The sequence below is a fragment of the Streptomyces sp. Ru72 genome, from assembly GCF_002920635.1.
Taxonomy (GTDB): Bacteria; Actinomycetota; Actinomycetes; order Streptomycetales; family Streptomycetaceae; genus Streptomyces.
Genome location: NZ_PQSR01000003.1, coordinates 158116 through 171956 on the forward strand (window position 1 = coordinate 158116; position 13841 = coordinate 171956).

At 73.2% G+C, this 13841-nt stretch carries 11 protein-coding genes and 1 pseudogene; 7 read left to right on the forward strand and 5 right to left on the reverse strand.

All coding sequences use genetic code 11. The features are described 5' to 3' along the window. Positions 1–45: 45 nt before the first annotated feature. The 4 genes from C3488_RS02865 to C3488_RS02880 form a co-directional block, all read right to left on the reverse strand. Entirely contained in the window at positions 46–1047 is a 1002-nt protein-coding gene (locus C3488_RS02865; protein ID WP_103837685.1) for a DNA-3-methyladenine glycosylase, read from the reverse strand. Positions 1048–1144: 97 nt separating this feature from the next. Then, on the reverse strand, positions 1145–2494 hold the full coding sequence (locus C3488_RS02870) for a coenzyme F420-0:L-glutamate ligase (protein ID WP_103837686.1): 1350 nt from the start codon (positions 2492–2494) through the stop codon (positions 1145–1147). Beyond that, complete coding sequence (gene cofD, locus C3488_RS02875) at positions 2491–3474, reverse strand: 2-phospho-L-lactate transferase (protein ID WP_103837687.1); 984 nt, start codon at positions 3472–3474, stop codon at positions 2491–2493. Before cofD ends, C3488_RS02870 begins: the two co-directional genes overlap by 4 nt. Before the next feature lie 135 nt (positions 3475–3609). After that, the gene (locus C3488_RS02880) at positions 3610–4116 is read right to left on the reverse strand and encodes a cysteine dioxygenase family protein (protein ID WP_103837688.1); all 507 of its coding nucleotides are present in this window, start codon (positions 4114–4116) and stop codon (positions 3610–3612) included. Between the two features lie 703 nt (positions 4117–4819). On the opposite strand from C3488_RS02880, the gene C3488_RS02890 reads away from it, so the two are divergent. From C3488_RS02890 to C3488_RS02900, 3 genes are all read left to right on the forward strand, one after another. Further along, positions 4820–5083, forward strand: a complete 264-nt coding sequence (locus tag C3488_RS02890; protein ID WP_003975777.1) for a WhiB family transcriptional regulator — start codon at positions 4820–4822, stop codon at positions 5081–5083. Positions 5084–5354: 271 nt separating this feature from the next. Next, entirely contained in the window at positions 5355–8963 is a 3609-nt protein-coding gene (locus C3488_RS02895; protein ID WP_103837689.1) for a glycosyltransferase family 2 protein, read from the forward strand. Beyond that, the gene (locus tag C3488_RS02900; RefSeq protein WP_103837690.1) at positions 8960–10477 is read left to right on the forward strand and encodes a DUF5719 family protein; all 1518 of its coding nucleotides are present in this window, start codon (positions 8960–8962) and stop codon (positions 10475–10477) included. The genes C3488_RS02895 and C3488_RS02900 overlap by 4 nt, the downstream gene beginning before the upstream one ends. Positions 10478–10543: 66 nt before the next feature. Here the strand turns inward: C3488_RS02900 and C3488_RS02905 are convergent, their stop codons facing one another. Next, a complete protein-coding gene (locus C3488_RS02905; RefSeq protein WP_103837691.1) occupies positions 10544–10993 on the reverse strand; it encodes a metallopeptidase family protein in 450 nt (149 codons plus the stop codon). Positions 10994–11397: 404 nt separating this feature from the next. On the opposite strand from C3488_RS02905, the gene C3488_RS02910 reads away from it, so the two are divergent. The 4 genes and pseudogenes from C3488_RS02910 to C3488_RS41245 all read left to right on the forward strand — a co-directional run. Beyond that, the gene (locus tag C3488_RS02910) at positions 11398–11775 is read left to right on the forward strand and encodes a DUF3499 domain-containing protein (protein WP_374955394.1); all 378 of its coding nucleotides are present in this window, start codon (positions 11398–11400) and stop codon (positions 11773–11775) included. A gap of 202 nt (positions 11776–11977) precedes the next feature. Continuing rightward, positions 11978–13342: a phosphomannomutase/phosphoglucomutase gene (locus tag C3488_RS02915; protein ID WP_103837692.1), complete on the forward strand. Its 1365-nt coding sequence runs from the start codon at positions 11978–11980 to the stop codon at positions 13340–13342. Positions 13343–13469: 127 nt separating this feature from the next. Further along, on the forward strand, positions 13470–13640 hold the full coding sequence (locus tag C3488_RS02920; protein WP_079050632.1) for a Trm112 family protein: 171 nt from the start codon (positions 13470–13472) through the stop codon (positions 13638–13640). 28 nt (positions 13641–13668) lie between these two features. Beyond that, positions 13669–13841: pseudogene (locus tag C3488_RS41245) on the forward strand (mannose-6-phosphate isomerase); the annotation flags it as partial.

Below are 13841 nucleotides of genomic sequence, written 5' to 3' on the forward strand. Positions count from 1 at the left end.
CGACGACGCCGGGTGCCCTGTGTCACATGGGCACCCGGCGTCGCGTTACAACCGGCCGATGTCCCCCCGCCGCATCCGTGGGGCGCGCCGCGGCGGCGCAGACCCGCTCAACAGGATCAGCCGGGCCGCCCGGTGCCGCTGGCCGGCGTACGGCTGAAGCAGCGACAGCATCACGGAGTCGTCCGCGTCCCGGTTCCCGGCCAGCGCGTATCCCACGATCCCGGGCAGGTGCAGGTCCCCCACGGTCACCGAGTCCGCCGCCCCGTGACTGCGCTGAACGGTCTCCGCCGAGGTCCACGGCCCGATCCCGGGCACCACCTCGAGCCGCGCCTGAGCCTCGGCCGGTTCCATCCCCACCGCCTGCTCCAGGCGGGCGGCGACCCGCACGGCCCGCAGGATCGTCGACGCCCGCTTGTTGTCGACTCCGGCACGGTGCCACTCCCAGGACGGAATGAGCGCCCACGTCCGCGGCGCCGGCATCACATGCATCCGCCCCGGCGCGGGTCCCGGAGCCGGTTCGCCGAACTTCCGTACGAGCAGCCGCCAGGCCCGGTAGGCCTCGTCCGTCGTGACCTTCTGCTCCAGGATCGACGGAATCAACGACTCCAGTACCAGGCCGGTCCGGGTGAGCCGCAGCCCCGGCCGGCGGTGCCGTGCCAGCGCGACCAGTCGGTGCCGTGGCTCGAAGGCGTCGGGATCGTCCAACGCGCCGAGCAGTTCAGGCAGTTGGTCCAGCAGCCACTCCGCCCCGGGCCCCCAGGCCTCCGCCTCGGCGACCCCGCCGCGCAGCGCCACCCGCAGCGTGCCCGGACCCAGCGGCGTACGGCTGGCCCGCCACACCGAGCCGTCGGGCGTCGTCCGGAAGGTGGGATCGGCGGGCCCGCGCCGCAGCGGCCCGAGCACCAGGCCCAGGTCCAGTGGCCCGGGCGGACTCCAGGTCCGCCGCCGTCCGGGTGCCGCGGCCGGCCGCGGCACCCCTGCGGGCACGACGACATGCCCACCGCGCGCGGTCGTGGGGGTGGGGCGGGGAGCGAAGCGTCCGGCCACGGATGAGGTCCTGGTGGTAGGTGTCCTGGTGCTCTGGGTGTCGTCCTACGAGGGTAGGGGGCGCGTGCCCCGCTCCGGCGGCCTTGCGGCCCCCGGCTCACCGCACCTCGATGAACGCCCCCGCATCCCGCTCCGGCCGCGGCTTCGGTTCCCCAGCCGGATGCCCCACCGCCACGGCGCCCATCGGCTCCCAGTTCGCCGGCAGTTTCAGCACCTCGCGCACGACGTCCCGGCAGAACATCGTCGAGGACACCCACGCCGACCCCAGCCGCTCCCCGGCGAGGGCGACGAGGAGGTTCTGTACCCCCGCGCCCGTCGCGACCACGAACATCTCCCGCTCGGCCGCGTCCCGCCGCGCGTCGCCGTAGGTGTGGGAGCCGTCCATGACCATGCACGGCACGACGAGGTACGGCGCGTTGCGCAGCACGTCCCCGCGCCGGACGCGCTTGGCGATGGACTCCTCGCTCTTCCCGTCCCGGCGCAGGTCCGCGATCCACGCGTCCCGCATCGCGTCGAGCAGCCGCGTCCGCGACTCCTCGGACTCCAGCAGCACGAACCGCCACGGCGTGGTGTGGTGCGGCGCGGGGGCCGTCACGGCGGCGGCCACCGCACGGCGTACGGCACCGGGGTCGACGGGCTCGTCGGTGAACGCGCGCACCGTGCGCCGTTGGGTCACCGCCTCCCGTACCGCCTCCGACGTGCCAAGCCGGAACATGTCGTCGCGCGCGCCGCGCACCATGGCCCGCGCGCCGTCGCCGTGGTCGCCGGTCACCACGTGCGGCAGCCCGCGGACCACCGCGACGGGCAGCCCGGCCGCCTTGCCCTTGACCAGATCGCCCGCGGCCGCCAGCTCGTCGGCGGTGGCGACGACGGTCGCGCTCAGCGGGTTGCCGTGCGCGTCCGTGCCGCCGCGCAGGTCGTCGAGGACCCGTACGCCCGCAGCCCCGATGGCGACGTCGGTGAGCCCGGTGCGCCAGGGCCGCCCGAAGGTGTCCGTGACGATCACGCCGACCTCCACGCCGAGCGTGTCCCGCAGTCCCTCGCGGACGGTGCGCGCGGACGCGTCGGGGTCCTCGGGCAGCAACAGCACGGTGCCCGCAGGGGTGTTGGAGGCGTCGACACCGGCGGCGGCCATCACCAGGCCCTGCCGGTTCTCCACGATCCTGAGCGGACCGCGCCGGGCCACGACCCGCACGGTCTCGGCGTCGATGGCGGCCTCCCGGTCGTCCGCCCGGACGACGCGTCCCTCCGCCTTCGAGACGATCTTGGAGGTGACGAGGAGGACGTCGCCGTCGACGAGCCCCGGCTCGGCCGCGGCGATCACCTTGGCGAGGTCGTCGCCCTCACGGATCTCCGGCAGCCCCGCAAGCGCCCACACCCGGTAGGCGGGCGCCGCGACGGGAGCACCGCCGCCGGCCCCGGCATCCGTGGAAAGCCCGCTGCTCAAGCCCCCCGCACCTCCTCCGCCAGCGCGAGGGCCTCCCAGGCCATCCGCGCGGTCGCATCCAGGTCCGTCATCATCAGCGGTACCGCGCGGCAGCGGATGCCCGCGGCCTCCACGCGCTCCACGGCGGCCGTGTCGACCGTGTCGACGAGCCAGCCGTCCAGCAGCCCCGAGCCGTAGTGCTCGGCCACCGCCGCGGCCGTGGACTCCACGCCGACCGCCGCGAGCACCTTGTCGGCCATCCCGCGCACGGGAGCGTCACCGATGATGGGGGACAGGCCCACCACCGGGACCCCGGCGTCCGCGATGGCCTCCCGGATGCCGGGGACCGCGAGGATCGTGCCGATGGAGACGACGGGGTTGGACGGCGGGAAGAGGATCACGTCCGCCTCGGCGATCGCCTCCAGGACACCCGGCGCGGGCTTCGCCTGTTCGGCGCCGACCGGAACGACAGCCTCGGCCGGGACGGAGGCACGCAGCCGCACCCAGTACTCCTGGAAGTGGATGACCTTGCGCTCGCCGGAGCCGGCGGCTGAGCCGCTGTCCGGCAGGGTGACGGCGACATGCGTCTCGACGCGGTCGTCCGACATGGGGATGAGCCGGACGCCGGGCTTCCATCGGTCGCACAGGGCCTCGGTCACCGCGCTCAGCGGGTAGCCCGCGCCCAGCATCTGGGTCCGCACGATGTGCGTGGCGAAGTCACGGTCGCCGAGCCCGAACCACTCCGGCCCGACGCCGTACGCCGCGAGCTCCTCCTTGAGGTGGAAGGTCTCGTCGGCCCGGCCCCAGCCCTGTTCCTCGTTGATGCCGCCGCCGAGCGTGTACATCACCGTGTCGAGGTCCGGGCAGACCTTCAGCCCGAAGAGGTGGATGTCGTCGCCGGTGTTGCCGATGACGGTGATCTCCGCGTCGGGCACGGCCCGCTTCAGACCCCGCAGAAACCGGGCACCGCCGATGCCGCCTGCCAGAACCACAATGCGCATGGGTGCAGTCTTGCAGGCGCCTACGACAACGCGTGACCCGGCGGTGACACCCGCGACGCCGCCCGGCACCCGGCGGGTCCCGGCCCGCCGCCCGGCTCCCCCTCTGCCCGGGGCTCCCTCTTCCTTCCGGGGCTCTCAGGCCGTGACCGTGTCCGCCGTGCCGCGCTCCGCCGCGCACGCCCTGGTGTGCATCGGCATCTCCGTCAGCCCGGGGAAGTAGACGTGCAGGCTGACCGCCGGTTCCAGCGCGTCGTTCACCACTTCGTGTACGTAGCCGGGTGCGAACACACGCTGCGCCCCCGTGCGCAGTGCGCGCGTGCCGCGCTCCGTGCGCTCCGTGAGCGCGCCGTGCAGGACGGTCAGTACGCCCGACGAGCGCCCGTGGTCGTGCAGCCCGCTGCCCTGCCCGGGCACCCAGGACAGCAGCCACACCTCGTAGCCGGGTCCGGTCTGCAGCCGGTGGTACCAGCGGGAGGTCGCGTCGTACCGGACCAGGTGCTCCCACCGGGAGCGGTCGGCGGCGATGGTGCGGGCGAGCCCGGCGAACTCGGCCACGGTGACCGGGTGCTCGCGCGGCGGCTGGAGGAGGTGCGGTACTTCCAGGATGTCGCCGGCGATCTGCAGGTCGCTGTCGCTGTTCATGGGTGCGTGTTTCCTCGGCGGGAGAGTGCGGGGGGTGGGGTGTCGCGTGTCGTCCGCCCGGGTCAGGGGCATGGCGCGAGCCCTGGTGCGGGCGGAGGGAACTGCAGCCGGGCCGTGTGGACCCGGGAGCGGCCGGAGCGCGGGGGAAGGCTCAACAGCCGGAACAGCAACAGCTACAGCGAGCGCGGGCAGCACCGTGGGACCCGGCGGTGCGGGTCTGGGTGAGTGCCGAGTTCGCGAGCATGCCCACTAGGACATCGGTTCACACCTTTCCCTGTCAACTTGACGTCCGCCATGTGGGAGCTGTTTCACCTCATCCGGTTCATCCTGCAGAGGAAAGGTTTGTTCAGTGCCGTCGGGGGGACACATGGCGCACCGCCGGGCGCGTGGACGTCGTTGCGATCTCGTGATCCGAATGTGATCCGGTTCGCTTCGGCGTACGTGTCGGAACGAGATCGAACTGCTGGGCGTCCTTCTCGGTGAGGGGTCCCAGGGCCACCTGGACCCCCAACAGGCTGTCAGGGTTTATGCCGATTTGAACACTTTCCGCATAGCCTTGGTTCCGCAGAGTGAATAAGGGGCTCAATAGCAGATCTCGGCTTGACTGGCCCGGATCGGCACACTTGTAATTTCACTCGTGTCGTTCAGCCGGATTCGGTAACGGCTACATCACGGGGACGCGAAAGACAGACGAGGGGCGCACATGACCGAGCTGGTGCAGCAACTGCTGGTCGACGACGCGGACGAGGAACTCGGCTGGCAGGAGCGCGCGCTGTGCGCCCAGACCGACCCCGAGTCCTTCTTTCCCGAGAAGGGCGGCTCCACCCGCGAGGCCAAGAAGGTCTGCCTCGCCTGCGAGGTCCGCTCCGAGTGCCTCGAGTACGCGCTCGCCAACGACGAGCGGTTCGGCATCTGGGGCGGCCTGTCCGAGCGTGAGCGCCGCCGTCTGAAGAAGGCCGCCGTCTGACGCCGCTGTGGCCACTGTCGACACCGTCCGAAAAGAGTCGTTCAGGACGTCGTAAAGCAGGCGCGTGCGGGTGTGGCGGCCGGTCCGGCCGGCGAGCGGCGAAAAGCCGCACATCCTTTCGTAACGAATGGCCCGTCGCAGGTGGCTTGTCCACAGGCGACGGGCCGTGATCTTGTCCAGCCGTTAGTGTGGGCCTCCGTCCGAGACGTCCCGCTGTCCCATCGGGGCACAGGCGTCCACCGCAGTCCAACGAACCGGGGCCCGTACCTCGATGTCCGTGCACAGCCATATGGCGGTCCAACACGACCCGTCTCCACCAGAGTTCCCGCGCCACGTGGTCACCGCGGTGCTCGTCGCCCACGACGGCGCCCGCTGGCTGCCCGACGCGCTCGCAGGGCTGCTCGGCCAGGAGCGCCCCGTGCAGAACGCCGTGGCGGCCGACACCGGCAGCGCGGACGAATCCGCCCAGCTGCTCACCGATGCCCTCGGCCCCGACCGCGTCCTCCACCTGGCCCGGCGCACCGGTTTCGGCCAGGCCGTCGAGGAGGCGAGCCGCTCCGCGCCCGTGCCGACCCCGGACGACCTGCCCTACCTCAAGCGCCCGAGCGGCTGGGACCCCGTGACCCGCACCTGGCGGGACGAGGCCTACGACATGCCGGAGCTGCCGTACGGCGAGCCGGTGCAGTGGCTGTGGCTCCTGCACGACGACTGCGCCCCCGAACCGGGCGCACTGGCAGAGCTGTTGCGCGTCGTGGAGCACGAGGCCGAGATGGGACGCGAGGTCGCCGTCGTCGGGCCCAAGCTCCGCGGCTGGTACGACCGCCGGCAGCTGCTCGAGGTCGGCGTCACCATCGCCAACTCCGGCCGTCGCTGGACCAGCCTGGACCGCCGTGAACAGGACCAGGGCCAGCACGACCACGTCCGCCCGGTGCTGTCCGTGTCCACCGCCGGCATGCTGATCCGGCGTGATGTCTTTGAGCAGCTCGGCGGATTCGACCGGAACCTGCCGCTGATGCGTGACGACGTCGACCTGTGCTGGCGCGCCCAGGCCGCAGGCCACCGCGTCCTCGTAGCCCCCGACGCGGTCGTACGACACGCCGAGGCGGCCTCCCGCGAGCGCCGCACCGTCGACTGCGTGGGCCGCACCGCGGCCTCCCCGCACAAGGTCGACAAGGCGGGCGCCGTCTACACCCTCCTCGTCAACGCCCGTTCCGCACAGCTGCCCTGGGTCCTGCTCCGTCTGGTGCTCGGCACCCTGCTGCGCACGGTGGCGTACCTCGTCGGCAAGGTGCCCGGGCAGGCCGTCGACGAGATCCGCGGCCTGCTGGGGACGCTGCTGCGGCCCGAGCGGATCATCGCCGGACGCCGCAGGCGCGGCCGTCCACAGGTCGACAAGGGGGAGCTGCGCGCGCTGTTCCCGCCGCCCGGAGCGACCGTCCGGGCCACCGTCGAACAGGTCGCGAGCAACCTGGTGGGCCGCTCCGACCCCGAGGTGTCCTCGGCCGGCCGGCACGGCGGCGGCCTGGAGTCCGGACCCGGAGGTGACGACGCCGACTTCCTGGAGGTCGAACAGTTCGCCCGCCTCAAGCGCATCGCCCGCAAGCCCGGACCGGTGCTCTTCGGCGTCCTCCTGCTGGTCTCGCTCGTCGCCTGCCGCGCGCTGCTCGGCGGTGGCGCGCTCGCGGGCGGCGCGCTGCTGCCCGCGCCCGCCGACTCCTCCGAGCTGTGGTCGCGCTATCTCGACGCCTGGCATCCGGTGGGCGCCGGCGGCACGCACTCGGCGCCGCCCTATCTGGCGCTCGTCGCCCTGCTCGCCTCGATGCTGCTCGGCTCCACCGGTCTCGCGGTCACGGTGCTGCTCGTCTGCTCGGTGCCGCTCGCCGGGTTCACCGCGTACTTCGCCTCGCGTCCCCTGGTCGAGTCGCGGCTGCTGCGCGCGTGGGCGTCCGTCGCCTACGCCTTCCTGCCCGCCGCCACCGGCGCCCTCGCCGGCGGCCGCCTCGGCACCGCGGTCCTCGCCGTCCTGCTGCCGCTCATCGCGCGCGCGGGCATCGCGGCCAGTGGGCTCGCCCACACCTCCGGCGCGCGCGGCAGCTGGCGCGCCACGTGGGCCTACGCACTCCTGCTGACGATCACCACCGCGTTCACGCCGATCGTGTGGCCGATCGCCCTGGTCCTGGGCGTCGCGCTGCTCGTCGTGCGCCGCGACGACATCGTCGCCCACGCTCTGCGCTTCCTCGCCCAGATCGGCACCCCACTGCTGGTGCTCGCTCCCTGGTCGCTGTCGCTGCTGCCGTTCGGCTTCTTCAAGGAGGCCGGTCTGGCGTACGGCGCGAGCGCGGCCTCCGCCTTGGACCTGCTCGGCGCCGGCCCGGGCGGACCGGGCACGGTCAGCGGGCTGATGCTCATCGGCGTCGTCCTCGCCGCGCTGGCCGCCCTGATGCGCGGCGAGCGCCAGGCCGCCGTCTGGACGGCGTGGGCGGCCGCCCTGGTGGCGCTCGTCTTCGCGGTCCTGTCCAACCGCTCCGCCTGGGCCGGACCCGCGACCCTCGTCTACGGCCTCGCGTTGCTGGCCGCCGCGGCGGTCGGTGCGGACGGCGCACGCGCACGCGTGGCCGAGCAGAGCTTCGGCTGGCGCCAGCCGGTCGCCGCGCTCATCGCGTTCGCGTCCGCGGCCGGGCCCCTGCTCATCGCCGCCGGGTGGATGATCCGCGGCGCGGACGGGCCCCTGGAGCGGCGCGACCCCGTGCAGGTGCCCGCGTTCGTGGCCGAGGAGAGCGGCACCAGTGACCAGGCCCGCACTCTCGTCCTCGACGGCGAGTCCACCGCGCGCGTGCGCTACACCCTGGTGCGCGGCTCCGGCGCCCGCCTCGGCGACGGTGAACTGGCCGCAGAGGACGGCGAGAACAAGCAGCTCGACCGGGTCGTCGCCAACCTCGTGGCGGGTTCCGGCGCCGACCAGGCCGACGAACTCGGCGGCTTCGCCGTGCGCTACGTCCTCGTCCGCAAGGGCGCACCCCGCGACATCAGCCGCCTGCTGGACGCCACGCCCGGCCTGACCCGGCTCAGCCAGCAGGACGGCAGCGCCCTGTGGCGCGTCGACCACGAGGTGTCCCGCGCCGCGATCGTCGGCGGCACGGGCGCGCCGCAGCCCGTCGCGGCCGGACCGGTGGACATCCACACCGCGATCCCCTCGGGCGGCGAGGGCCGCATCCTGAGGATCGCCGACACCGCCGACCCCGACTGGACCGCCACCCTGGACGGCAAGCCGCTCACCCCCACCACGGTGGACGGCTGGGCCCAGGGCTTCCGACTGCCCGCCTCCGGCGGCAGGTTGGACGTCACCTATGACACTCCGTTCGGCCACAGCGCCTGGCTGTGGGCGCAGGGCGCGCTCGCCGTCGTCCTGGTGGTGCTCGCCCTGCCCGGGCGCCGCCGTGACGTCGACGACGACCTCCCCGAGGAGCGGCTGGTGCCCGCGCAGGACACCACCGGCGAGGGCCGCCGCGCCCGCCGCCTGCGGGCGCAGGCCGAGGCGGAAGAGCCCGCCCAGGAAGCCGACACCCCGCCCGCCCCTCCGCAGGAGGCCCCCGCCGCCGTCCCGCACCAGGCGGCATACGGGGAGTGGGACACGACGGGCTACGCGGAGACCGAGTACGGCTACGGCGGGGAGCACTACCAGGGCGTCCCCCAGCAGTACGCGCCGGGCGCCTACGAACAGCAGCAGTACCAGGCCGACCCCTATCAGGGCGCCCAGTACGACCCGTACGCGTACGGCAACACGGCGCCGTACGACCCGACGTACACCCAGGGCTACGCCACGCCGTACGACCCGGCGCACGGCACCGACAGTGAGCGCCCCGACGGGAGCCAGCAGTGAACCGCACGACCCTGTCCCTGATCGTCGGCGCGACCGCGCTCGCCGCCGTCACCGGATTCGCGGCGCTCGACGCGCCGGCCGCCTCCGGCAGCGACACCCCGAAGACGGCCGTACGGCTGCCGGTGGAGCAGACCCGGCTGCTGTGCCCCCAGCCGAGCAACTCGGACATCGCCGACACCTCGTACACGTCCTTCACACCGGTCGCGCAGGGCACCGGCGACAGCGGCAAGGCCCAACTGGCCCCGGCCGCCGAGCAGTCGACGGACAGCACGGACACCGGCAAGAGCGGCAAGGCGGGCAAGGGCAAGAAGCGGTCCGACGCCCCGACCCTGACCCCCAAGCAGCCCGGCACCCCGGCCACCGGCGACGGCTCGGGCGCCGACACGCCCGCGCTGATCGGCACCGCCACGGGCAGGTTCGCGCCCGGCTGGACGGTCCAGGAGACCACCGCGGTCGCCGCCGGCTCCGGGCGCGGCTTGCTCGGTGTCAACTGCACCGCCCCCGACACCGAGTTCTGGTTCCCGGGCGCCAGCACCGCCGCCTCGCGCACCGACTACGTGCACCTGACGAACCCCGACGACTCAGCCGCGGTCGTGGACATCGAGCTGTACGGCAAGGACGGCAACCTGAAGTCGACGGTCGGCGAGGGCATCACCGTCCAGCCGCACTCCAGCGAACCGGTCCTGCTGTCCACGCTCACCGCAGCCAAGGAGAGCGACCTCACGGTCCACGTCAGCGTCCGCAGTGGCCGGGTCGCCGCCGCCGTGCAGGCCCTGGACGACAAGCTGGGCGGCGACTGGCTGGCCGCCTCCACCGACCCGGCGGCCTCCCTGGTGCTGCCCGGCATCCCCAAGGACGCCACCGACGTGCGTCTGGTCGCCTTCGCGCCCGGCGACTCCGACGCCGACCTCAAGGTGCGCCTCGCCTCGCCCTCCGGGGAGATCACCCCGGCCGGGAACGAGACGGTGCACGTGAAGGCCGGCATGACCACCGCCGTCGACCTCGGCGACATCACGCGCGGCGAGGCCGGCTCCCTGGTGCTGACGCCCACCGGCACCCCGGTCCCGGTGGTCGCCGCGCTGCGCGTGGTGCGGGGCAAGGGCAGCGGGCAGGAGTCGGCGTTCATCCCGGCCACCGCGCCGGTCGGCGCGCGCGCGTCGGTCGCCGACAACAGCGCCAAGGGCACCACGCTCGCGCTGACCGCACCGGGCGCCACGGCCACCGTCAAGGTCACCGCGTCGGCGGGCAGCGAGGGCGGCACGGCCGTGACGAAGCAGTACACGATCAAGGGCGGCACGACACAGGACGTGGACGCGCCCGTGCCGAGCGGCCTGAAGGGCACCTACGCGCTCACCGTGGAGACGCTCTCCGGCGGCCCCGTCTACGCGTCCCGCACCCTCCGGACGACCATCGAGGGGCTGTCGGCGTTCACCGTGCAGACCCTCCCGGACGACCGCGGCACGGTGGCAGTGCCGGAGGCGCGACAGGACCTGTCGGTGCTGCTGGAGAAGTGACGGAAGGATCCGTGAGCGTGCGGAAGGATCCGTGAGCGTGCGGAAGGATCCGTGAGCGTGCGGGGTTCAGTCCTCGCCGTAGCGCGGATCCACCGTCTCCGGTGTGAGCCCCAGCAGCTCCGCCACCTGCTCCACGACCACCTCGTGGACCAGGGCGGCGCGCTCGTCGCGGCCCTTGGTGCGGATCTCGACCGGCCGCCGGTAGACCACCACCCGCGCGTGGCGGCCGTCGGCGGCCGGGATGGTGCCTCCCAGGGGTACGGCTTCGTCGCTCCATCCCGCGCCCGGGCCGTCCAGGCGCGGCACCTCGAGAACCAGGAAGTCGATGTCGGCGAGCTGCGGCCAGCGCCGCTCCAGGCGCTCCACGGAGTCCTGCACCAGATCCGCGAACACCTCGGCGCGGCTCGCGGAGAGCGGCACCTGGGGCGGTGCGACGGGGCCGCGCATGCCTCGGCCGTGGCGGTCGCGGCGGCGGGGCCCGGGTGCGGCGGCGCGGGGCGGTACGGGGGTGTCCATCACTGAAAGAAGCGTAGTCCCCGCCGGGGCGCCACGCCCGGCCCCACGCGAACCAACGCCGCTTCACCGCGCCGCCGCTTTCCACCGCGCCCCTCCGCCGCTCGCCCCGGACGGTCAGGCCCCGGCAGGGAGAGGCCGCACTGCATGTCGCCGGATGACCATTCCAGCCAAGCTTGGGCTCGATCCCGTATGCCTTCGAGACCGTCGAGCTCATGAACTTTGACGGGGTTTGTACCAAGTGGTGACCGGTTTCAGAGTCGCCCGGTAACTCCTCACGGGCTGTCCACGCAGGTCAGCCAGGTGGCCCCGAAAGGGGGTGTGGGGTGTTTCACAGCACGACACGGTGGAGTGACCTGGGGGAGAGTCGTCGCGGCCCGCTCAAGAGTGCGGTACCGTCCAACATCGTGAGCCCTGTACGTCGCTGTTCGCGCACCGCTTGCGGCCGACCCGCCGTCGCGACGCTGACGTACGTCTACGCCGACTCGACCGCGGTCCTCGGCCCGCTCGCCACCTACGCCGAACCCCACTGCTACGACCTGTGCGCCGAGCACTCCGAGCGGCTGACCGCCCCGCGCGGCTGGGAGGTCGTCCGGTTGCTGGACGGCTCGGCCCCCACACGCCCGAGCGGCGACGACCTGGAAGCGCTGGCCAACGCGGTCCGCGAGGCGGCCCGCCCGCATCAGCGCGCGGCCGAGGCGGGCGGCGGCAGCGCCCGTACGGCCGACCCGATGGAGGTCGCACGCCGCGGCCATCTGCGGGTCCTGCGCTCACCCGACAACTGAGCGTCCACCGCTCCTCGTCGCTCCTCTCTGCACCCCCTGATCGCACGTCCTGCCCCATCGGGTGCCCTCCCGCGGACCCGTGTGCCGGTGATATCCGGCATGAACTCCGTTCGAACGTTCGTCGGATCCCGGGGCCCGAGGCTGGGCATCGGCCCCAGGCAGGTAATTTGGGGGCATCGTTGAGAACTCAGGAGGGTTGGCCGTGGCTGCTGATCTGTCGCAGATCGTGAAGGCGTACGACGTACGCGGGGTGGTCCCGGACCAGTGGGACGAGACGCTGGCCGAGCTGTTCGGCGCGGCTTTCGCCCAGGTGACCGGTGCGGACGCGATCGTGATCGGCCACGACATGCGGCCCTCGTCCCCGGGTCTGGCGGACGCCTTCGCGCGTGGAGCCGCCGGACGCGGTGCCGACGTCACGGAGATCGGCCTGTGCTCGACGGACCAGCTGTACTACGCGTCGGGCGCGCTGAACCTGCCGGGCGCCATGTTCACCGCCTCGCACAACCCGGCCAAGTACAACGGCATCAAGATGTGCCGCGCGGGCGCCGCGCCCGTCGGCCAGGACACGGGCCTCGCCGAGATCCGCGCCCTGGTCGAGGAGTGGCTGGACGGGGAGGCGCCGCAGCCCGTGGAGACGCCGGGCACGATCACCCAGCGCGACACGCTGAACGACTACGCCGCCTACCTGCGCTCGCTCGCCGACCTGACGTCCATCCGCCGGCTGAAGGTCGTCGTCGACGCCGGCAACGGCATGGGCGGCCACACCGTGCCCACCGTCCTCGCCGGACTGCCCGTCGACCTGGTCCCGATGTACTTCGAACTGGACGGCACCTTCCCGAACCACGAGGCCAACCCGCTCGACCCGAAGAACATCGTCGACCTGCAGAAGCGGGTGCGCGAAGAGGGCGCCGACATCGGCATCGCCTTCGACGGCGACGCGGACCGCTGCTTCGTCGTCGACGAGCACGGCGACCCGGTCACCCCGTCCGCGATCACCGCTCTGGTCGCCGCCCGGGAACTGGCCAAGCACGGCGGCGAGGGCGCGGTCATCCACAACCTGATCACGTCCTGGTCGGTGCCCGAGGTCGTCCGGGAGAACGGCGGCACGCCGGTCCGCACCCGCGTGGGCCACTCCTTCATCAAGGCCGAGATGGCCCGCACCGGCGCGATCTTCGGCGGCGAGCACTCCGCGCACTACTACTTCAAGGACTTCTGGAACGCCGACACGGGCATGCTGGCCGCGCTCCACGTCCTGGCGGCCCTCGGCGGCCAGGAGGGCCCGCTCTCCCAGCTCGTGGCCGAGTACGACCGCTATGTGGGCTCCGGCGAGATCAACTCCACGGTCGACGACCAGAAGGGCCGCCTCGCCGCCATCAAGGCCGCCTACGAGGGCCGCGAGGGCATCGAACTGGACGAGCTGGACGGCCTGACCGTCTCCTCCGCCGACTGGTGGTTCAACGTCCGCCCCTCCAACACCGAACCGCTCCTGCGCCTGAACGCCGAGGCGCGGGACGAGGCGAGCATGGCGAAGATCCGGGACGCGGCGCTGGAGATCATCCGGGCCTGACGCCCCACCAGCCACCGCGCGGGGCGGGGCGGGCGCACGGCAGCGCCCGCCCCGCCCAACCCCCGCATGCCGCCGCCCACAGCGGTAGTCTGACCAGGCCAAGCGCACCAGCCCGAAGGGACCCGTCATGCCGCTCGAAGCCGGCCTCCTCGAGATCCTCGCCTGCCCGGCGTGCCACGCACCGCTCAAGGAGGAGGAGAGCGAGCTGGTCTGCACCAGCCAGGACTGCGGCCTCGCCTACCCCGTTCGGGACGGCATCCCGGTCCTGCTCGTCGACGAAGCCCGCCGCCCCGCCTGACGCACCCGGCGATCGGAGGCTGCCGCCCATGCTCGACGAATCGCTGCTCGACGACCCCGAGGCGCTGGCGCACGCCGACCGGCGCGAACTGCTCCGGGGCGCCGCCGAGGCAGGCGCCCGGGTCCGCATGGCCGTGCGGTTCGCCGCCGAGGCGGGGGTCAACGACCTGCGGCCCGACGGCCGGCCCCGGGCCGTGCTCAT

Excerpts from the sequence above, each read along its gene's own strand:
- cofD (WP_103837687.1), bottom strand. The coding sequence starts at position 3,474 with ATGCGCATTGTGGTTCTGGCAGGCGGCATCGGCGGTGCCCGGTTTCTG.
- C3488_RS02880 (WP_103837688.1), bottom strand. The coding sequence starts at position 4,116 with ATGAACAGCGACAGCGACCTGCAGATCGCCGGCGACATCCTGGAAGTA.
- C3488_RS02890 (WP_003975777.1), top strand. The coding sequence starts at position 4,820 with ATGACCGAGCTGGTGCAGCAACTGCTGGTCGACGACGCGGACGAGGAA.
- C3488_RS02895 (WP_103837689.1), top strand. The coding sequence starts at position 5,355 with ATGTCCGTGCACAGCCATATGGCGGTCCAACACGACCCGTCTCCACCA.
- C3488_RS02905 (WP_103837691.1), bottom strand. The coding sequence starts at position 10,993 with ATGGACACCCCCGTACCGCCCCGCGCCGCCGCACCCGGGCCCCGCCGC.
- C3488_RS02920 (WP_079050632.1), top strand. The coding sequence starts at position 13,470 with ATGCCGCTCGAAGCCGGCCTCCTCGAGATCCTCGCCTGCCCGGCGTGC.